The sequence below is a fragment of the Bradyrhizobium sp. HKCCYLRH3099 genome, from assembly GCF_051167855.1.
Taxonomy (GTDB): Bacteria; Pseudomonadota; Alphaproteobacteria; order Rhizobiales; family Xanthobacteraceae; genus Bradyrhizobium.
This window is the reverse complement of record NZ_JBNPTW010000002.1, coordinates 468,861-486,110: the sequence shown is the minus strand read 5'-3', so window position 1 is coordinate 486,110 and position 17,250 is coordinate 468,861. Positions and strand designations below refer to the sequence as shown.

Sequence of the window (17,250 nt, the reverse complement as noted above, 5' to 3'; positions counted from 1 at the left end):
GCGGTGAGATTGCCGAGCCAGAAGGTCAGGCCGGTCAGGAAGCTGATATTGGCGATGTCGATCGCGCGGAGCCGGTAAGGCGCGTAGATCCTGTAGCGAACCAGCGGCGAGATCAGCGCGACCGCGCCTATTCCATGCGCGATCGGATAGCTCGTGAAGCTGCCGATCGCCGCAGCGCGATAGGGAATATCGTGACGGCCGATGGTGCGCAGCGCGAACAGATCATACAGGGTCAAGCTCGCATAGGAGAACACGACCAGCGCCAGCGCGATCGCGATCAGATGCTTGTCCGTCGCCTGGGCGATCGACAGCACATGCGAGATATCGAGCTTCTTGACAGCGCGCGTCAGCACATACACCGCCAGGCACGCGATCGAGAGGCTCAGCGCAAGACCTCCGAGGCCGCGCAACCAGGTTCTGCGGTTCGCCTGCGGCAGCGGGGCGTCGTTCAAGTCAGCCATTCGACGCGTTTTCGAGTCACGGATGCGCACCGGCCGATTCGAGCTGGACGATGGCGCCGTTTGACACACGCATGTGACAGTGGCGTTACCGCTCCTCCACGAACCCTTGCCTTAATGTTCGGTTAACCCGCGACCATTGTTCACCGCTAACAACACGTCGGCGTCCATGCGGCACCGCAGATTCGAGATCATTCAAATTTGAATTAATTCGCCGCCGCTTCCGGCGTAATGAAACCGCCGTAGCACTACGGATGCATGAAGGTCGCATCTTCGTCACGCTGACTTTCTAAGACGAAGGCTGGACGGCAACATTCGAGGCCCCATGAACGCAGATGTCGAACACGAGCTCACGCCGGATCAATGGGAGACGCTGAAGGCGCTTCGCATTCCCGCGCGTGACCGCCGGCGGCTGAACGGCATGATCGTCGAACAGCTGACTGTCCTCGGCCTGGCGCACATCAGCAACGGCGCCGCGACGCTCACCGTTGACGGGCGCAAGACTCTCGTCAGGGGGTCATCGCGCCTGCTCGACGTCGCAGCCTGAACATTCCAGCCGAATTGCTCCGGCGCGCGCCGCGCCGGATTCACCACATGGATTGGCGCGCACGCTCGGGCCACTCGCGGTCATATGCGGCCCCGTCGATATCGGCCGTCATTGCCGCCAGGATCTGACCGGGCGTGGGCAACTCTCGTGCATCTACCCGCTTGTCCGGGTTCCAAAGATCGGCACGGACGATGGCCCGCGCGCACTGGAAGTAGATTTCCTCCACGGTCATGACGAGCACGGACCGCGGCAGCTTGCCTTCCATGCGGAAGGATTCCAGCAGCTCCGGCGCCGTCGACAGATGACCATGACCGTTCACGCGCAACGTGTTGCCGGATCCCGGAATCAGGAACAGAAGGCCGATCCGCGGATCGCGAACGATGTTGCGCAGTGAATCGACCCGGTTGTTGCCGCGGCGATCCGGCATCATCAGCGTCTTGTCGTCGTGAATGCGGATGAAGCCGGGCAGATCGCCGCGCGGCGAGCAGTCGAGCCCCTCGGGACCGCAGGTCGCGAGCGCAACGAACGGCGATTTCTCGATCATCACCCGATAGTGCGGCGTGACGCGATCAGCGACCTTCGCCGTCGAGGCCAACCCGGTTTTGCCATAGATCGCCTCGAGCTGTTCAATCGTGGTGATGATCGACATGGCTGCTTCCCTCGTTAGCTATGATCGGCGCTCCGTCACTCCGCCGCTTGATGATCTCGGCCAGGCGGCGGCCGTGCGGCTCGGGATCACCGACATTGACGATCGTGACATCCGCTGCCACGTCGTCGTCGCTCACGGCACGGTGGAGACGCTCGCCGATGTCGCCGTCACTCGCACGATGCCGCTTGCCGAGACGCTCGGCGAGAACGTCGGCCGGCGCGGTGATGACGACGACGATGACATGAGCATAGTCGCGACGCGCTGCTTGAATCACCGTGCGGGAGACATTCACGACGACGGTTCGGCCGGCCAGGATGTCGTCGTTGATCGAGCGCGGCACACCGTAGCCGTGGCCGTGGGCATCCCAATGCAGCGCGAAATCGCCGGCGGCGAGCGCTTCGCGAAAGCCGGCTTTGCTCATTTCCAGATTGTCTTCGAAAGCGGAGGATTCGCGCGTGACGACCCGCCGCGGAAAGACGACGCGGTCATCGACGGCGCATTCGCGGCGCGCGACATTGAGCAACGTATCCTTGCCCGCGCCGCTCGGCCCAACCACGAGGACCAGGTGCCCCGGACCGAGCCTCTCTCGCAGATCCAGCGATGCAGCCCGCACCTCGCTCATGCCACCCGAATTCCTTCCCGCCAGACGCTGCGCACGACGGGCACCTGGCCGGCAATGTGAACGCGGATCAGGTCCGCGCGCTTGCCCGCGGCGATCTCGCCACGGTCGTTCAGCCCGACCGCATCGGCCGGCGCCTTCGTCACGGTCCGCACGGCTGCGGCCAGATCGATCGACGGGACGCGCTCGGGCAATTGCAGCGCGCCCATCAGGAGGCTCGATGGCACGTAGTCCGAGGACAGGATGTCCAGCAATCCCTCGCGGGCGAGATCAACCGCGGCGATGTTGCCCGAGTGCGAGCCGCCGCGAACCACATTCGGCGCCCCCATCAGGATGCTGATGCCCGCGTCATGCAGGCCGCGCGCCGCCTCGATCGTGGTCGGAAATTCGGCGACCGCGATGCCGTCCTTGATCGCGTCGGCGACGTTCTCCTCGGTGGTGTCGTCATGGCTCGCAAGCGGCACGCCGTGCGCCTTGGCCAGCGCGACGATGTCCCGCATGTTCGGCGCCGCATAGGCCTGCTGATAGGCGAAACGTCGCGCAAACATGACGTCGAGCTCGGCATCGGTCTTGCCGCCGCTCTTGCCGCGGTAGTAGTCGCGGAGCTTGCCCTCGTCGCGAAACTGACGCTGCCCCGGCGTATGGTCCATCAGCGACATCAGCCGCACGTCGGAACGCCCGGCCAGCTGACGCGCTTCCTCGACCACGGTCGGCATCGGCACCTCGCAGCGCAAATGCAGGAAGTGACTCGTGCGCAGCAGCCCGCCATCACGTGCGGTCGCGATGGCATCGGCAAGCACGTTGGCCTGACCATCCACGCCCTCGGCGCCCTCCTCGCTCCACACCCGCAGCGAGTCCAGCACGGTCGTGATCCCGGCTGTCGCAAGCTGACCGTCGTAGGAGATCACGGCCGCCACGGGATCCCAATAGACCTTCGGACGCGGCACGAAATGCGCTTCAAGATGATCGGTGTGCAACTCGACCAGGCCGGGCATCAGCAGGTCGCCGCAGGCATCCAGGCTTCCCGCGGGAGAGGCGCCCTCGCCGAGTTCGACGATGCGGCCGTCGGCGATCGTCACCCACCCCTGCTCGATCACCTGGTCGGCCAGCACCAGCTTCGCGTTGCCTATCACGATGTCGGACATGTTCGCGCTCATCTGCAATCCATCACCTCTCAGGCGGCCGCTGCGAATGTCGTGACGTCGACCGTGCGATCCGCGATCTGCGCGCGGATCTCGTCATCATGGACGATCGCCAGCATCGCCACGCCCTGTTGCTTCTTCCCCGCGATCAGATCGACCACGACGGCACGGTTCGCCGCATCGAGCGAGGCAGTCGGCTCATCCAGCAGCAGGACAGGCAGGTTGGAAATGAAGCCGCGCGCGATGTTGACGCGCTGCTGCTCGCCGCCGGAGAAGGTCGACGGCGGCAGCGACCACAGCCGCTCTGGAATGTTCAGCCGGCCGAGCAGCTCACCCGCCCGTGCCCGCGCCTCGTCGCGCGACAGCCCAGCCGTCAGCAGCGGTTCGGCAACGACATCGAGCGCCGCCACGCGCGGCACCGCGCGCAGGAACTGGCTGACATAGCCGATGGTCAGGCGCCTGGCGTTGAGGACCTGACGCGGCTCGGCACTGGCGAGATCGGCCATCTCGCCCTGATGCCGGACCGCGATACGGCCGGCGTCGCAGCGATAGTTGCCGAAGATCATCTTCAGGATCGACGACTTGCCCGCGCCCGACGGACCCGACAGGACCACGCATTCGCCTGACATCACCTGGAACGAGACGCCGCGCACCACGGGAAGCGAAATGCCGCCCTGCAGATGCATGGTGAAGGTCTTCTCGGCCTTTTCGATATCGATCATCACGGTCATTGCGGTCTGGCTCATGGCGGCAGGATCGAGGAGACGAGAAGCTGCGTGTAAGGCTCGCGCGGATCGTCGAGCACCTGGTCGGTGAGGCCGGTCTCGATCACCCGCCCCTCCTTCATGACCATCACACGATGGGACAACAGCCGCGCGACCGCAAGATCATGCGTCACGACGATCGCCGCGAGGCCGAGTTCGTTGACGAGGCTGCGCATCAGGTCGAGCAGGCGCGCCTGCACCGACACGTCGAGCCCGCCGGTCGGCTCGTCCATGAACACGAGCCGCGGCTCGGTCACCAGATTGCGCGCGATCTGCAGCCGCTGCCGCATGCCGCCCGAATAGGTGCGCGGCGCGTCATCGATTCGCGCGACGTCGATCTCGACGCGTTCGAGCCAGGACGATGCGGTCTGACGGATCCGCCCGTAATTGTTCCAGCCCACCGCCATCAGCCGCTCGCCGACATTGGCGCCGGCAGAGACCGCCATGCGCAGGCCCTGCGCAGGATCCTGATGCACGTAGCCCCAATCGGTCCGGAACAGGAAGCGGCGCTCGGCCTCGCCAAGCTCGGCGAGATCACGCAGCACACCGTCACGCATCCGGTAGGACACGCGCCCCGCGCTCGGCGCAAGCTGCGCCGACAGCATCTGCAGCAGCGTCGACTTGCCCGAACCGGATTCGCCGACGATGGCGAGCACCTCGCCCGGATAGAGCACGAAGGACACGTCGCGGCAGGCGGCGAGACGGCCATAGCTCTTGGCAAGCCCCTCGGCGACCAGCAGCGGCTGGTCGGATGCGCCGATCATCTCAGCCATGAGCGGTCTCCTTGTGCGGAGCGGCGCTCTGGACGCCGCGATGCCCCGCGGCCTGCCGGCCCTCGCAATAGTCGGTATCGGAGCAGACGAACATGCGGCTGCCTTTGTCGTCGGTCACGATCTCGTCGAGATAGGAATCCTCCGCGCCGCACAGCGCGCAGGGCGCATCGAACTTGTAGCGGGTGAACGGGTGGTCCTCGAAATCGAGCGAGACGACCGGCGTGTACGGCGGAATGGCATAGATCCGCTTCTCGCGGCCCGCGCCGAACAATTGCAGCGCCGGACAATTGTCCATCTTGGGGTTGTCGAATTTCGGCGTCGGCGACGGATCCATCACGTAGCGCGCATTGACCTTGACCGGATATGCATAGGAGGTGGCGATATGGCCGAAGCGCGCGATGTCCTCATACAGCTTGACGTGCATCAGGCCATATTCGGCCAGCGCATGCATGCGCCGCGTCTCGGTCTCGCGCGGCTCGAGGAAGCGCAGCGGCTCCGGAATCGGCACCTGATAGACCAGCACCTGCCCGTCGCGCAGCGGCGCCTCGGGAATGCGATGCCGGGTCTGGATCACGGTCGCGGCTTCCGTCGAGGTCGTGGTCTCGACCCCCGCCGTCTTGGCGAAGAACTTGCGGATCGAGATCGCATTCGTCGTGTCGTCCGACCCCTGGTCGATGACCTTGAGCACATCAGCGGGTCCCAGAATGGCGGCGGTGACCTGCACGCCGCCGGTGCCCCAGCCATAGGGCATCGGCATCTCGCGGCTTGCGAAGGGCACCTGATAGCCGGGGATCGCGATCGCCTTCAGGATCGCACGGCGGATCATGCGCTTGGTCTGCTCGTCCAGATAGGCGAAATTGTAGGTCGGCGCGTTCATTCCGCGGCCTCCTTCATGGCCGGAGCCGCATGGGCGTCCGCGAACTCCTGACGCAGCTTGCGCAACAGGCCAAGCTCGGACTGGAAATCGACATAGTGCGGCAGCTTCAGATGCTCGACGAAGCCGGTCGCCTGCACATTGTCGGAATGAGACAGCACGAATTCCTCGTCCTGCGCCGGCGCGATCACGTCCTCACCCAGTTCACGCGCGCGCAGGGCGCGGTCGACCAGCGCCATCGACATCGTCTTGCGTTCGCTCTGGCCGAAAGCGAGGCCGTAGCCGCGGGTGAAGCATGGCGGCTCGGTGGCCGAGCCCTTGAACTGATTGACCATCTGACACTCGGTCAGCTCGATGGAGCCGAGCGGCACGGCAAAGCCGACCTCCTCGGCGAAGAACTCGACCTCGACCTCGCCGAAGCGAATCTCGCCGGCGAACGGATGGTTGCGGCCGTAGCCGCGCTGCGTCGAATAGCCAAGCGCAAGCAGAAAGCCTTCGTCACCACGCGCGAGATTCTGCAGCCGCAGATCGCGCCCCGCCGGAAAGCCGAGGGGATCACGCGTCAGGTCCCCAACGGGAGCGCCGGCTTCCGCCTGCGGCGACGGCTCGATGAGACCATCCTGGCCAAGAATGTCGGTCACTCGCGGCGTCGGCGCAGTCGAGGCCTCGGCCATCGCAGGGGACTCGGGATCGGCCCCTTTCGCAAGCTGCGGATCGAGCAGGCGGTGCGTGTAGTCGAAGGTCGGGCCGAGCACCTGCCCGCCCGGGATGTCCTTGAACGTCGACGATACCCGCCGCTGCACCCGCATCGCACCGGTATCGACCGGCTCACTCGCACCGAAGCGCGGCAATGTCGCCCTGAAGGCGCGCACCAGGAAGATCGCCTCGATCAGATCGCCGCGGGCCTGCTTGATGGCCAGCGCGGCGAGCTCGCGATCATACAGCGAGCCCTCGCTCATCACGCGATCGACGGCGAGGCCGAGTTGCTCGGAAATCTGCGCCAGCGACAGATCCGGCACATTGCGATCGCCGCGACGCTCATGCGCCAGCAGCCGATGCGCATTCTCGATGGCGCGCTCGCCACCCTTGACGGCGACATACATGCCTCAACCTCCTGCGGCGACGAGCCGCGCCGTGCGCGGGATGGCAACGATCGACGAACCGTCGACCAGCACCACATCGATTCCGCGCGGAAACAGTCTCTCATTGATCGACAGCCGCTCGAACAGATCGGCCGGCGCGATCGACGCGGCGAATGTCGCCGTTCCGTCGATGCCCGGGCCGCGCAACTGAAAGGTCCGGCCAGCGGACAGGCTCGCCACCTGCAGGATCAACGTCGTCGAACGGTCGGGATATTCGGCGGAACCTAGCGCGAATGAGCTGAAATCAGGCAGCGTGTCGGGCGCGGCCACCAGCGCGAAGCTCGCGTGCGAGGGCTTGCCAGTGATCGGCGCCCCCGTGTGAAATTTGAGCCAGGCACCGACCTCCGCGGCTGCGGCCAACGGCGCATCGAGCCAGATCGGGGTGTCGTGATCGAACAGCGTCAACGCGATCGCGGCGGTACCGTGCATCAAGCATGCAGGCCGCCCCACAGGAGCCTCGATGTGTCGCACGCTGCCAGGCCGCGCCATGGCTTCCATCACCGTGCGGAACGTCGACTGCGCTGCCAGAACCTTGTCGGAAAACCCGGGCTGAAGCTCGGACGTCACAATGGCCATCAGCCTTCTCCTCGGACCATCGTGTAGAAGTCGACGCGCGTCGCCGCAGCCTCCTGGGCCTGGCGCCGGCGGTCTTCCTGCAGTTGCGCCTGCAGCGGGGCGACCACTTGCGTGAGGACGCCTTGAGCATGGGCCTGCGATTGAATCATCGCGTCGCAGAGCGCGATCAGCCGCGCCTTGCCGCCATCGCGCCCGAGCACGTAGCCGAAGCCGACCTCGCCGCTCCCGAGCCGAACCGCCGCACGCGACACCGTCGCCTCACCGAGATTGAACGGAGCGCCATCGCCACCGACCCGGCCGCGCAGCATGACGAGACCGTTCTCCGCCGCGCGCAGATCCTGATGATCCGGCAGCCCAAGGCCTTCCAGCCTGGCTGCGATATCCGCATGCGAGGCGTGTGAGAGGACCTGCATCGCCGTCCTGCGCCGCTCCTGCATCGTTTTGGCGTCCATCTCCATCCGCTCTTGCCGTCGTGAAGTTGTCTATGATACTAGACAACTTCGTAACGGGACGCCATGACTGTTTGATGACATGGACGTGATTTTCGCGACCCGAAGGGCGGAGAACCGGGGATGAGCATGCAGGACGCTCCTTCGGGCGTCGCGTTGTGGCGGCGCGTGGCCGACGGGATCGAGCGCGACATCGCCGGCGGCCGCTTCGCGCCCGGGACGCGCCTGCCGGGCGAGACCGAAATCGCCGAGACATACCGCGTCAACCGCCACACGGTGCGGCGTGCGCTCGCGACGCTCGCGGAACGCGGCCTGGTGCGGGCCGAGCGCGGCAGCGGCACCTATGTCGAGGCCCCGCGGCTGTCCTATCCGCTGCGATCGCGCACGCGCTTTTCCGAGATCGTCGGCGCCGGCGGCCGCGAACCGCGTGGACAAATGTTGGCCGCCGGCGAAGAGCCGGCGACGCGCGATCTTGCGCGCGTGCTCGGCGTGAAGGCCGGCGCAGCGCTGACGCGCATCGACGCGCTGCGCTTTGCCGACAAGACACCGATCTGCGTGAGCACGTCATGGCTGTCGACTGAGCGGTTTCCCGACGCCGGCTCGATCTTCGCCTCGGCCCGTTCGATGACGGCGCTGCTCGCGCATTTCGGCATTCGCGACTATCGCCGCGGATCGACCCGCATCACCGCCGACATCGCCGATGCGAGCGATGCGGCACGCCTGGATCTCGCGCTGGGCCGCCCCGTGCTCGTGGTCGACAGCACCGACATCGACGCCGACGGGACGCCGCTCGTCGTCAAGCGCTCACGCTTCGCCGCGGAGCGCGTGACCTTCGAGGTGGAGAGCTAGACGCGACGGTGGGTCTGCGGCTCAGTCGATCAGAGAGCCATCCGGATTGAAGAAGGGATGCGGTCCGTCGAACGCACCGATCGGCACCTGATGCGTCACGAGGATGCCGAAGCCTGCGCCTGGAAACCAAACGTGCAAGTGGAAGGCGGGCGGCTCGACCCGGAAGGATGGCGGTTGCAGCTCGGCGAGATCAAGCGCGACGGCGTGGTTCGGCGCGGGACAGATCATGCAGGGAATGCCGGCGAACCGGGTTAGCGTGGCACGATGCACGTGGCCGCAGCCGATCAACTGCAGCCGCGGGTGACGCGCAACGACCGCGGCGAGTTCGTCGGCATTGAGCAGGTTCTGCCGGTCCATGTGCCAGATGCCGGTGGCGAACGGCGGATGATGCAAAAACATCAGCGCCGGCTTGTCGGGACGCGCGGACAGCGTGTCGTCGAGCCAATCGAGCGTTGCCCTTTCGAGTTCGCCATGCGGATGACCGGGCACGCTGGAATCGAGCAGCAGCAGATCGAGCTCCGGCAGCTCGACATGCCGGTTGAGCGGACCGGGCCTGCCAGCACCGAAATGATCCGGGAATGCGGCTCGCATCAGTTCGCGTGAATCATGATTGCCGGGCACCGCGACGAAGGGAATCGTCAGCTCGGCCAGCAATCCCTTGAGATGCTCGTACTCGGCCGACGACGGCGTGTCGGCGAGATCGCCGGAGATCACGACGAGATCAGGCTTCGGCGCGAGCCGGTTGAGCTCCGCAATGCAATGCGCCAGCGCCTGCGCGGTATCGACGCGGCGATAAGCGAGCCGCCCGGGCGCCTTGATGTGCAGGTCGGAGATCTGGGCGATGGTGACGGGACGCGTGCTCATGCCGTTCGGCCTTCCTCTGGCAGCAGACGAATGGAGTTCGGCGCGATCGACAGTCCGACGCGCTCCCCTGCTCCGACCCTGATCGTGTTCGGCGCGTCCACCGTCAATGCGACGGATGCGGCATCGCGCACGACGATGCGCTGGCGGTCGCCGGCGAAGCGAACGCTATCAACCACGCCGGTCAGGCACGAGGCCGACACGTCGGCAATCCCGATCGTCTCCGGGCGAACCATCGCGACAGCCTTCGCTTGCGAACCACCTTCGGCAACAGGCTGGCGGCCTCCGGGCAGCACGAGATGGCCGTCCGCGATCGGTGCCTCGATGATGTTGGCCGCGCCGACGAACTCCGCGACGAAGCGGCTGGCGGGCTCGAAATAGATCTCGCGCGGCGTCCCGACCTGCGCGATCGCGCCCTTGCGCATCACGACGATGCGGTCCCCAAGCTCCATCGCCTCGGCCTGGTCGTGGGTCACATAGATCGCGGTAATGCCGAGGGTGCGCAGCAGGCTGTTGAGCTCGCCGCGCAGCCGCTCGCGCAAGGCGGCGTCGAGCGCCGTGAGCGGCTCGTCGAGCAGCAGTACGCTCGGCCTGACGGCAACGGCGCGCGCGAGCGCGACGCGCTGGCGTTGTCCGCCCGACAGCTGATCGATGCGGCGGTCTTCGAGACCGGCCAGATTGGTCAGCGCCACCAGCTCGGCGACGCGCGCGGCGCGTTGCGCCCGCGAGACGCCGCGAATCTTGAGCCCATAGCCGATGTTCTCTGCGACAGACATATTGGGAAACAGCGCATAGGATTGGAACACCATGCCGACATTGCGCTTCTCGATCGGCTGCCTGGTCTGGTCCTTGCCGTCGAACAGCACGCGGCCGCCGGCGTCGGGCGTCTCGAGACCGGCGACGATCCGCAGCAAGGTGGTCTTGCCGCAACCGGACGGGCCGAGCAGCACCAGCGTTTCGCTCTGCGCGATGTCGAGCGTGGCGCGCGCGAGCGCGTTGGTGCCGTCTGCGAATGTCTTGCCGCAATTCTCAACCTTCAGCGCCGCGCCGTGACGGGTCATCGTGCTCACCTTGCACCTCCCCTTTCGCCGATCCACTGCATGGCGACCAGGAGCGGAATGATCAGGACGAAGAAAATCAGAGTATAGGCCGAGGCCACCTCGAGGCGCATCGACGCATAGGCGTCGGCGAGGCCGACCGGCAAGGTCTTGGTCAGCGGCGTGTGCAACATCCAGGTCAGGTTGAATTCTCCGAGCGAGAGCGTGACGACCATGAGGCTGCCGGCCAGGATTCCCGGCGCGGCATTGGGAACGATGACGTCGACGAAGCGGCGCCACGGCGAGGCGCCGACGGAGGCGGCGCCTTCGTCGAGCGATTTGACGTCGATGGTGGCGAACACGGCCATCACCGAGCGCACCATGAATGGCATCGTGAAGACGACGTGGCCAGCGAGGATGAACAGCCACGAGCGGCGGAAGCTGCCGAAGCCGCCATAGGTCAAGAGCAGCGCCAGCGCGATCGCAAGCCCGGGAATAGCGAGCGGCAAGGTGATGATCTCCTCGACCATCCGCGCGAGCCGTCCACCGCGGACATACAGCGCGTAAGCGGCGGGAACGCCGACCACGAGCGTGACGGCGAGCGTGCCGAGCGCAATCATGATCGACGCCAGGATCGTGCCGGCATAGAGCTCCCAGACCTGCACGACCCATTGCAGCGTCACGCCGGACTGGATCCCGCGGAAGTAGTTGACGGTGACCCCGGCCGCGATCGAGAGGCCGGCGGGCACGGCCAGGAACGCCGCGACGAGCAGCGTGAACAGGAACTGAAGCGTGAAGAGGATTCGGCTGCGCACGCGACTAGCCCGCCGCCGCGACAGAGGTACCGGCGAAGCTGCGCGCCAGCGCCAGGATCAGCCACGTCATCACCCCCAGCCCGACCGACAACGCCGCCGAGGTCGCGAGATTTCCCGCCAGAGTGAATTCTGTGTAGATCAGCATCGGCAGCACGTCGATGCTAGTCGCAAGCGTGAACGCCGTGCCGAACGCGCCCATGGCGGTGGCAAACGCGATCGCGCCCGAGGCGACCAGGGCCGGAGCAAGCGCCGGTAGCACTACGTCGCGCAGCACCGCCCATGGGCTCGCGCCGAGCGAGCGAGCCGCCTCCTCCAGGCCGGGATCGAGCTTCTGTGCCGCGGCCATGATGGTGAGAATGACCCTCGGAATGGAAAAGTAGAGATAGCCGAGGAAAAGCCCATAGATCGAATAAGCGAACACGATCTTGTCGCCGAGCACGCGCGAGGAAACGTCGCCGATGAGACCCTGGCGGCCGGCGAGCAGGATGATCATGAATCCGATCACGACGCCGGGAAAGGCGAGCGGGAACGTCAGGACGGCAACCAGGACGGCGCGTCCCGGAAAGCGATGGCGCTGCAGGAACAGGCCGGCGATGGTGGCAACGATCAATGTCGCGACCGTGGTCGCCGCAGCCAGCAGCACCGTATTCAGAAGCGTCGCGCGGTAACGCGGCTCCATGATGATCGCGAGATATTCGACCAGTCCGCGCGGTCCTTCGGCGCCCGCGATGAGAAGCCGGGCCATCGGCAGAAGAAAGAAGGCCGCGGTCACGGCGGCCAGCGGCAACAAGCAGGTCCAGACGAAGGATTTGTGCGACATGAGATCGGGCATGCCCCGCCGGATTTCGGCCCGGCGGGGCACAACGCTCCTTATCGGACTTCGGACAGATAGCGGTCGACGAAGCCCTTCTGCGCGGTCTCCATGTCGCCCCAGTTCACGCTCTTGGCGCGAGCGTAGTCGCTGTCCGGCAGGAACTTGGCCTTGACGGCTTCGGGCAGTTCGATCGGACGCGCCGGACGCAAATACGCGTTGGTCCAGATCGCCTGGCCCTTGTCCGAGAGCAGGTAGTCGATGACCTTCTTCGCCTTGTCCTTGTCGGGCGCGTTCTTCACCAGACCAACGACGTAGGGAAACACGACCGAGCCTTCGCAGGGAATGACGAACTCGAAATTGCCCTTCTCGGTGTACTTCGCGCGGTACGCATTGAAGTCGTAGTCGAACAGGATCGGGATTTCGCCCGAGACCACACGGGCATAGGATGTCTGCTTCGGCACGATCGGGTCGTTCTTGCGCAGGTCCTTGAAGAAGCTCAACCCCGGATCGAAGTTCGAGGGCGAGCCGCCGAGCGCGAGATTGACGGCGACGGCGCCGACATAGCCGACGGCCGCCGAGCTCGGATCGAGATAGCCGACCATGCCCTTGTAGTCGGGCTTGAGCAGATCCTTCCAGCACGCCGGCACAGGCTTGCCGCCGAGCGCGTCCTTGTTGACGAACAGGCCGAGCGTGCCGGAATGGATCGTGGTCCAGTATCCGTCGGCGTCCTTCAGACCGGCCGGGACCTGGTCCCAATTGACAGGCTTGTAGGCCTCGAGCGCATCCTGCGCCTTCGCCTTCATGCCGAAGGTCACGCCGAAATAGCCGATGTCACCGACCGGATTGGCCTTCTCGGCGAGAATCTGCGCCAGCGCCTGGCCGGAGTTCTTGTTGTCGTGCGGAATGTCATAGCCGAGATCGGTCTTGATCGCCTTGAGCATCGAGGCCCAGTCGGCCCACTCCGGCGGGCAATTGTAGCAGATGACGTCGGCGGCCTTGGCCTGCTGCGGCGGCGCCAGAACGATCAGCGCGACGAGCGCAAGAACGAGGCGGGTGACCTTCATGTGAATGAAACTCCGTATGTCCGACCAGGCGGCCGGTTCCGGAGCCCCATTACGGCCGGCACATGAAAGATTTGCGACACCGCGCAGGGGACACACAGGCATCCGCGCAGCCTGATCGTTCGCCTACGAATGACCGCAACCTTCGGATGCCGCTCCCGTCACGCGACGGCGCGACGTCCGATGATGGCGAAGCGCAGCTTGCTCGAGATCCAGTCGATTGCAGCCACGGCCACAAGGATCATCAGGATCAGGAACGACACCTTCTGCCATTCCAGCACGCGGATCTGCTCCGCAAGCTGCAGGCCGATTCCGCCGGCGCCAACGATGCCTATGATGGTCGCCGAACGCGTGTTGGACTCGATGAAATACAGCATCTGGCCGGCGATCACCGGCAACACCTGCGGCAGCAGGCCAAACCGGACCTCGTGCAGCGCGCTGCCGCCGGCCGCGCGCACGCCCTCGACCTGCTTGCGGTCGGCGCTCTCCAAGGCTTCCGAGAACAGCTTGCCGAGCGCCCCGAAATCCGACACCGCGATCGCCAGCACACCGGCGAACGGGCCGAGGCCGACGACGTTGATCCAGACCAGCGCCCAGATCAGCGTGTCGACGCCGCGGATGGTATCGAACAGCCGCCGCACCGGAAAACGGAAGATGGCCGAAGGAATGATGTTCCTGGCGGCCAGCAGGCTGACGGGCAGCGCAAAGACCGCGGCGAGCGTCGTGCCGAGCACGGCGATCGACAATGTCTCGCCGAGCGCCTTGAGATAGACCGGCAACGAGGAGCCCGGATCGGGCGGCAGCATCAGGAGCGAAATCCAGCCGAGCTGACTCAGCCCGGCAAGCATCCGCGCCGGCGAGAATTGGAGATCGACCAGGCCGAAGATGAAGATCGCCAGCGCCAGGACCAGCATCGCCGGTGTCGCCAGCCGGGCCGACAGCGGCCGATCGAAGACATGCGGATAACGCTCCCGCATCTGCTGCGGGTCCTGCGCGTCCATCGTGCTCATGTCCGCGCCTCCGCGCCGAACAGCCGGCCGCGCAGCCAGCCGGTGGCGATATCGATGAGGAACACCGTCACGACGATCATGACGAGGATCGCGCTGACGTCCGAGTAGTAGAACTTGCGGATCGCGACCACGAGCTCCTGCCCGATGCCGCCGGCGCCGACGAAGCCCATCACCGAGGCCTCGCGGACATTGATCTCGAAGCGCAGCAGGCTGTAGCTGGAGAAGCCCGCGACGACCTGCGGCAGAACGGCGAAGCGCATGCAGGACAGCCAGCTCGCCCCCGTCGCGCGAACGCCTTCCACCGGCTTCATGTCGGCATTCTCGACCACTTCGGAGAACAGCTTGCCGAGCGCGCCGCTGGAGTGAACGGCGATGGCGAGCACGCCGGGGATCGGGCCAAGACCGAAGGCGATGACGAAGATCAGCGCGAACACGATGCCCGGCACGGTACGGGCGAATTCGAGCAGCCGCCGCACGGTGAAACGGACCCACGGCGCGGGCGAGGTGTTTTCCGCAGCCAGGAAGTTGAGACAGAACGCCACGACGATTCCGGCCATCGTGCCGACATAGCTGATCAGCAAGGTCTCGCCGAGCAGCTTGAGCCACTTCTTGAAGCCCCAGAACCACTCCGGGACATTGGTCCAGACGCGGTGACCGTCATCGAGCGTGAAGATGCGATCGAAGTAGCTGACGAAATTTCCGAAATACGTGTACAGCGTCCGCAGATTGACCTCGGCACCGACCGCGGCGACCAGCAGCGCGGCCAGGAAAGCGGCAGCGGACAGCGCGAGCCGCAGGCGCCGGCGCGCGACCGCCCGACGATAGGCGTCGTTCAGAGCCTCAAGCTGCTGGCTCGGCAGGATCGAAATGGCGGTCGCCATCTTATAGGGCTGCTCTCGTTCGAAAAGAGGTCACGTCTCATACAAAGGGAGCCGGGCCATGCCCGGCCCGGCTCCCGCGTGGTTAAGGATGTCGATCAGGACGCCTTCTTGCGCAGGCTGTCGACGAACTTGATCAGATCGATCGTGCCGTCCCAGTCCTTGGTCGTGGCCGGGTGGAAACCCTTCTTCTGGCCATCCGACAGGCGATCGAACGCCGCCTTGTCCTTGGTGGGGGCGTCGAAGAACGCCTTGGCGATCGCCGTTTTCAGCTCGGCCGGCAGATCGGAATTGTAGGCGTAGGGGCCGTTGATGATCGGCGCCGACTTGTGGATGATGCGGAAGTCGTCCTTCTTCATCGGCGAACCGTCGGCGTTCTTCAGCATGCCCTTGGTGAGCATCTGCGCCAGCGTCGAATCGTTGTCGCTGGTCCACTGGTTGGCGGCGACGTCGACGGTGCCCTGCGCGAGCGCGAGGATCGCGTTCTCGTGGCTGCCGGCGAAGACGACCTTGCTGAAATAGGTTTCAGCGTCGGTCACGCCCATCTTGTTGAGCTCGAAGCGCGGCACGTTGTTGCCCGAGGTCGAGTTCGGATCGACCAGGCCCAAATTCTTGCCCTTGAGGTCCTCGACTTTCTTGTACGGGCTGTTGGCCTTGACGAAGAACACCGAGTAATAGCCGGTGCTGCCGTCGGCGTTGATGTCGTTGGCGAAGGCGTCGATCTTGACGCCGGTCAGGCGCGCCCGCGCGAACGAGGCTGAGCCATAGCTCGCGATGTGGATGTTGCCGGCGCGCTGCCCCTCGATCACGGCCGCGTAGTCGTTGGCGATGCGGAGCGTCACCTTGGTGCCCAGCTCCTTGGAGAGATAGTTGACGAAGGGCGTCCAGCGCTCGGTGACGCCTGAGGCGTTCTCGGCAGGAATGACCGCGAAGGTCAGTTCCGGATACTTCGCCTTCCAATCCTCGGCCGAAGCGGAACCGGCAAAAGCCAGCGCGGCGACACCGGCCAGAACGATGCGACGATTGATCATGACATGCCCTCTTTTTGAACGAAGTAAACAGGCCTCGTCCCCCGCACCATGCGAGATCCGAGGTGACCAAAATCGGTTTGTCAGGCGACAGCGGCTTCGCTGAGCGCCGGAATGGCAGCGGCCGGGACCGGATGGACCTTGTCCATCACCTCATCCGCTTCGAGATCGTAGAGCTCGCGCGCGATCTGCGCGGTCAGCGCCGCGGGAACGTCGTCGAACACGATCCGTCCCGTCGCCATGCCGATCAGGCGATCGCAATAGCTGCGGGCGAGATCGAGCGAATGCAGGTTGCAGATCACCGTGATGCCGAAATGCTTGTTGATGCGCAGCAGGGCATCCATCACGATCTTGGTATTGCGGGGATCGAGCGAGGCGATCGGCTCATCCGCGAGAATGATGTCGGGGTTCTGGACGAGCGCACGCGCGATCGCGACGCGCTGCTGCTGTCCACCGGAGAGCTGATCGGCGCGTTGTGCCGCGAGGGACGCCATGTCGAACTGCTCCAGGGCCGACATGGCCACCGCCACGTCCTGCGCCGGCCATAGCTGCGCCAGGGAGCGCCAGGATGGGATCTCGGCCAGCCGCCCCATCAGCACGTTGGTCAGCACGTCGAGGCGGCCGACCAGGTTGAACTGCTGAAAGATCATCGCCGAACGCGCGCGCCACAGCCGCAGGTCGCGGCCGCGGAGCGCCGTCACATCGAGATCCTTGAACAGGATGCGCCCGTCACTCACCGGGCTCAGCCGGTTGATGGAGCGCAGTAGCGTCGACTTGCCAGCGCCGGAACGCCCGATGACACCGACGAACGAGCCGGGCGCAACCGAGAATGATGCATTATCGACCGCGGCTTTCGCGCCGAACCGGCACGTCAAACCATCCACCACCAGCATGGACTTCTCCA

General features: G+C 65.4%; 20 protein-coding genes. 2 read left to right on the top strand and 18 right to left on the bottom strand.

What is annotated here, in order from left to right; translation table 11 throughout:
• The first annotated feature begins 783 nt into the window (after nt 1-783).
• A complete protein-coding gene (locus tag ACQR1Y_RS07635) occupies nt 784-1,005 on the top strand; it encodes a hypothetical protein (protein WP_434859322.1) in 222 nt (73 codons plus the stop codon).
• Between the two features lie 40 nt (nt 1,006-1,045).
• On the opposite strand, the gene ACQR1Y_RS07630 is transcribed toward ACQR1Y_RS07635, so the two are convergent.
• From ACQR1Y_RS07630 to phnG, 9 genes are read right to left on the bottom strand one after another with little or no spacing between them, the layout of a single operon-like run.
• Nucleotides 1,046-1,654 carry a pyridoxamine 5'-phosphate oxidase family protein gene (locus tag ACQR1Y_RS07630; protein ID WP_434876434.1) on the bottom strand — a complete coding sequence of 203 codons (609 nt, stop codon included), beginning with the start codon at nt 1,652-1,654 and terminating at the stop codon, nt 1,046-1,048.
• Nucleotides 1,632-2,276, bottom strand: coding sequence for a phosphonate metabolism protein/1,5-bisphosphokinase (PRPP-forming) PhnN (gene phnN, locus ACQR1Y_RS07625; protein ID WP_434876435.1), 645 nt, complete (start codon nt 2,274-2,276; stop codon nt 1,632-1,634). The genes ACQR1Y_RS07630 and phnN overlap by 23 nt, the downstream gene beginning before the upstream one ends.
• A complete protein-coding gene (locus tag ACQR1Y_RS07620; protein ID WP_434876436.1) occupies nt 2,273-3,430 on the bottom strand; it encodes an alpha-D-ribose 1-methylphosphonate 5-triphosphate diphosphatase in 1,158 nt (385 codons plus the stop codon). Before ACQR1Y_RS07620 ends, phnN begins: the two co-directional genes overlap by 4 nt.
• Before the next feature lie 17 nt (nt 3,431-3,447).
• The gene (gene phnL, locus ACQR1Y_RS07615; RefSeq protein ID WP_434876668.1) at nt 3,448-4,146 is read right to left on the bottom strand and encodes a phosphonate C-P lyase system protein PhnL; all 699 of its coding nucleotides are present in this window, start codon (nt 4,144-4,146) and stop codon (nt 3,448-3,450) included.
• A gap of 11 nt (nt 4,147-4,157) precedes the next feature.
• On the bottom strand, nt 4,158-4,952 hold the full coding sequence (gene phnK, locus ACQR1Y_RS07610; RefSeq protein WP_434876437.1) for a phosphonate C-P lyase system protein PhnK: 795 nt from the start codon (nt 4,950-4,952) through the stop codon (nt 4,158-4,160).
• Nucleotides 4,945-5,829: an alpha-D-ribose 1-methylphosphonate 5-phosphate C-P-lyase PhnJ gene (locus ACQR1Y_RS07605; protein ID WP_434876438.1), complete on the bottom strand. Its 885-nt coding sequence runs from the start codon at nt 5,827-5,829 to the stop codon at nt 4,945-4,947. The genes phnK and ACQR1Y_RS07605 overlap by 8 nt, the downstream gene beginning before the upstream one ends.
• Nucleotides 5,826-6,929: a carbon-phosphorus lyase complex subunit PhnI gene (locus ACQR1Y_RS07600; RefSeq protein WP_434859316.1), complete on the bottom strand. Its 1,104-nt coding sequence runs from the start codon at nt 6,927-6,929 to the stop codon at nt 5,826-5,828. The genes ACQR1Y_RS07605 and ACQR1Y_RS07600 overlap by 4 nt, the downstream gene beginning before the upstream one ends.
• 3 nt (nt 6,930-6,932) lie before the next feature.
• Nucleotides 6,933-7,544 carry a phosphonate C-P lyase system protein PhnH gene (gene phnH, locus ACQR1Y_RS07595; RefSeq protein WP_434876439.1) on the bottom strand — a complete coding sequence of 204 codons (612 nt, stop codon included), beginning with the start codon at nt 7,542-7,544 and terminating at the stop codon, nt 6,933-6,935.
• A complete protein-coding gene (phnG, locus tag ACQR1Y_RS07590) occupies nt 7,544-7,996 on the bottom strand; it encodes a phosphonate C-P lyase system protein PhnG (protein WP_434876440.1) in 453 nt (150 codons plus the stop codon). The genes phnH and phnG overlap by 1 nt, the downstream gene beginning before the upstream one ends.
• 120 nt (nt 7,997-8,116) lie before the next feature.
• Here phnG and phnF point away from each other — a divergent pair, with 120 nt between their 5' ends.
• Nucleotides 8,117-8,842, top strand: a complete 726-nt coding sequence (gene phnF, locus ACQR1Y_RS07585; protein WP_434876441.1) for a phosphonate metabolism transcriptional regulator PhnF — start codon at nt 8,117-8,119, stop codon at nt 8,840-8,842.
• A gap of 21 nt (nt 8,843-8,863) precedes the next feature.
• Here the strand turns inward: phnF and ACQR1Y_RS07580 are convergent, their stop codons facing one another.
• From ACQR1Y_RS07580 to phnC, 9 genes are all read right to left on the bottom strand, one after another.
• Nucleotides 8,864-9,706, bottom strand: coding sequence for a phosphodiesterase (locus ACQR1Y_RS07580; RefSeq protein ID WP_434876442.1), 843 nt, complete (start codon nt 9,704-9,706; stop codon nt 8,864-8,866).
• The gene (locus ACQR1Y_RS07575; RefSeq protein ID WP_434876669.1) at nt 9,703-10,764 is read right to left on the bottom strand and encodes an ABC transporter ATP-binding protein; all 1,062 of its coding nucleotides are present in this window, start codon (nt 10,762-10,764) and stop codon (nt 9,703-9,705) included. Before ACQR1Y_RS07575 ends, ACQR1Y_RS07580 begins: the two co-directional genes overlap by 4 nt.
• A 5-nt stretch (nt 10,765-10,769) precedes the next feature.
• The gene (locus ACQR1Y_RS07570) at nt 10,770-11,555 is read right to left on the bottom strand and encodes an ABC transporter permease (protein ID WP_434876443.1); all 786 of its coding nucleotides are present in this window, start codon (nt 11,553-11,555) and stop codon (nt 10,770-10,772) included.
• Nucleotides 11,556-11,559: 4 nt separating this feature from the next.
• Nucleotides 11,560-12,375: an ABC transporter permease gene (locus tag ACQR1Y_RS07565; RefSeq protein ID WP_434876670.1), complete on the bottom strand. Its 816-nt coding sequence runs from the start codon at nt 12,373-12,375 to the stop codon at nt 11,560-11,562.
• A 50-nt stretch (nt 12,376-12,425) separates the two neighbouring features.
• Nucleotides 12,426-13,433, bottom strand: coding sequence for an ABC transporter substrate-binding protein (locus tag ACQR1Y_RS07560; RefSeq protein WP_434876444.1), 1,008 nt, complete (start codon nt 13,431-13,433; stop codon nt 12,426-12,428).
• A gap of 158 nt (nt 13,434-13,591) precedes the next feature.
• Entirely contained in the window at nt 13,592-14,440 is an 849-nt protein-coding gene (phnE, locus tag ACQR1Y_RS07555; RefSeq protein ID WP_434876445.1) for a phosphonate ABC transporter, permease protein PhnE, read from the bottom strand.
• Nucleotides 14,437-15,321 carry a phosphonate ABC transporter, permease protein PhnE gene (gene phnE / locus ACQR1Y_RS07550; protein WP_434876446.1) on the bottom strand — a complete coding sequence of 295 codons (885 nt, stop codon included), beginning with the start codon at nt 15,319-15,321 and terminating at the stop codon, nt 14,437-14,439. Before phnE (ACQR1Y_RS07550) ends, phnE (ACQR1Y_RS07555) begins: the two co-directional genes overlap by 4 nt.
• 95 nt (nt 15,322-15,416) lie before the next feature.
• On the bottom strand, nt 15,417-16,349 hold the full coding sequence (phnD, locus tag ACQR1Y_RS07545) for a phosphonate ABC transporter substrate-binding protein (protein ID WP_434876447.1): 933 nt from the start codon (nt 16,347-16,349) through the stop codon (nt 15,417-15,419).
• 80 nt (nt 16,350-16,429) lie between these two features.
• Nucleotides 16,430-17,239, bottom strand: coding sequence for a phosphonate ABC transporter ATP-binding protein (gene phnC / locus ACQR1Y_RS07540; protein ID WP_434876448.1), 810 nt, complete (start codon nt 17,237-17,239; stop codon nt 16,430-16,432).
• Between the last annotated feature and the right edge of the window lie 11 nt (nt 17,240-17,250).

What these genes read in the sequence shown, in the direction of transcription:
- ACQR1Y_RS07635 (WP_434859322.1), top strand. Translation starts at nt 784, where the DNA reads ATGAACGCAGATGTCGAACACGAGCTCACGCCGGATCAATGGGAGACG.
- ACQR1Y_RS07630 (WP_434876434.1), bottom strand. Translation starts at nt 1,654, where the DNA reads ATGTCGATCATCACCACGATTGAACAGCTCGAGGCGATCTATGGCAAA.
- phnN (WP_434876435.1), bottom strand. Translation starts at nt 2,276, where the DNA reads ATGAGCGAGGTGCGGGCTGCATCGCTGGATCTGCGAGAGAGGCTCGGT.
- ACQR1Y_RS07620 (WP_434876436.1), bottom strand. Translation starts at nt 3,430, where the DNA reads ATGAGCGCGAACATGTCCGACATCGTGATAGGCAACGCGAAGCTGGTG.
- phnL (WP_434876668.1), bottom strand. Translation starts at nt 4,146, where the DNA reads ATGACCGTGATGATCGATATCGAAAAGGCCGAGAAGACCTTCACCATG.
- phnK (WP_434876437.1), bottom strand. Translation starts at nt 4,952, where the DNA reads ATGGCTGAGATGATCGGCGCATCCGACCAGCCGCTGCTGGTCGCCGAG.
- ACQR1Y_RS07605 (WP_434876438.1), bottom strand. Translation starts at nt 5,829, where the DNA reads ATGAACGCGCCGACCTACAATTTCGCCTATCTGGACGAGCAGACCAAG.
- ACQR1Y_RS07600 (WP_434859316.1), bottom strand. Translation starts at nt 6,929, where the DNA reads ATGTATGTCGCCGTCAAGGGTGGCGAGCGCGCCATCGAGAATGCGCAT.
- phnH (WP_434876439.1), bottom strand. Translation starts at nt 7,544, where the DNA reads ATGGCCATTGTGACGTCCGAGCTTCAGCCCGGGTTTTCCGACAAGGTT.
- phnG (WP_434876440.1), bottom strand. Translation starts at nt 7,996, where the DNA reads ATGGACGCCAAAACGATGCAGGAGCGGCGCAGGACGGCGATGCAGGTC.
- phnF (WP_434876441.1), top strand. Translation starts at nt 8,117, where the DNA reads ATGAGCATGCAGGACGCTCCTTCGGGCGTCGCGTTGTGGCGGCGCGTG.
- ACQR1Y_RS07580 (WP_434876442.1), bottom strand. Translation starts at nt 9,706, where the DNA reads ATGAGCACGCGTCCCGTCACCATCGCCCAGATCTCCGACCTGCACATC.
- ACQR1Y_RS07575 (WP_434876669.1), bottom strand. Translation starts at nt 10,764, where the DNA reads ATGACCCGTCACGGCGCGGCGCTGAAGGTTGAGAATTGCGGCAAGACA.
- ACQR1Y_RS07565 (WP_434876670.1), bottom strand. Translation starts at nt 12,375, where the DNA reads ATGTCGCACAAATCCTTCGTCTGGACCTGCTTGTTGCCGCTGGCCGCC.
- ACQR1Y_RS07560 (WP_434876444.1), bottom strand. Translation starts at nt 13,433, where the DNA reads ATGAAGGTCACCCGCCTCGTTCTTGCGCTCGTCGCGCTGATCGTTCTG.
- phnE (WP_434876445.1), bottom strand. Translation starts at nt 14,440, where the DNA reads ATGAGCACGATGGACGCGCAGGACCCGCAGCAGATGCGGGAGCGTTAT.
- phnE (WP_434876446.1), bottom strand. Translation starts at nt 15,321, where the DNA reads ATGGCGACCGCCATTTCGATCCTGCCGAGCCAGCAGCTTGAGGCTCTG.
- phnD (WP_434876447.1), bottom strand. Translation starts at nt 16,349, where the DNA reads ATGATCAATCGTCGCATCGTTCTGGCCGGTGTCGCCGCGCTGGCTTTT.
- phnC (WP_434876448.1), bottom strand. Translation starts at nt 17,239, where the DNA reads ATGCTGGTGGTGGATGGTTTGACGTGCCGGTTCGGCGCGAAAGCCGCG.